This window comes from Mesorhizobium sp. M5C.F.Ca.ET.164.01.1.1, from assembly GCF_004792125.1.
In the GTDB taxonomy this organism is placed as follows: Bacteria; Pseudomonadota; Alphaproteobacteria; order Rhizobiales; family Rhizobiaceae; genus Mesorhizobium; species Mesorhizobium wenxiniae.
Map to the genome: position 1 here is coordinate 1 of NZ_SRTG01000403.1, position 317 is coordinate 317.

Below are 317 nucleotides of genomic sequence, written 5' to 3' on the forward strand. Positions count from 1 at the left end.
ATCAGCCTTTGCTGGCGGAATGTGATCCACCATGTCCACCAAGGGGACGAGGCCCACTTTCATTCACTGTATGTGCACGACGACGTAGCGTCCGCCGTAGGGTTGATAATACGTGCTGCCGCAGTGCCACAGCACGGTGCCGTTGATCGCGGTCTTCACGCACGCTGCCGGGAGCCGGGTCACGTAGATCGTCGAGCGGCGGATCGTTCGGCGTGTGGTACGCCTCGCGACCCCTGCGACACTGCCGGGCGTGAGCGGACGGCCAACTTTCGCCTGCGCGTCGCCGATGACGGGGGCGAACGGTACAATGACGTCGA

General features: G+C 63.7%; 1 protein-coding gene. It reads right to left on the minus strand.

Annotation, left to right across the window (positions count from 1 at the left end; all coding sequences use genetic code 11):
* Positions 1–63: 63 nt before the first annotated feature.
* Positions 64–317: hypothetical protein (locus tag EN807_RS34005; protein ID WP_135938054.1), on the minus strand; the 254-nt coding region annotated here is incomplete at its 5' end.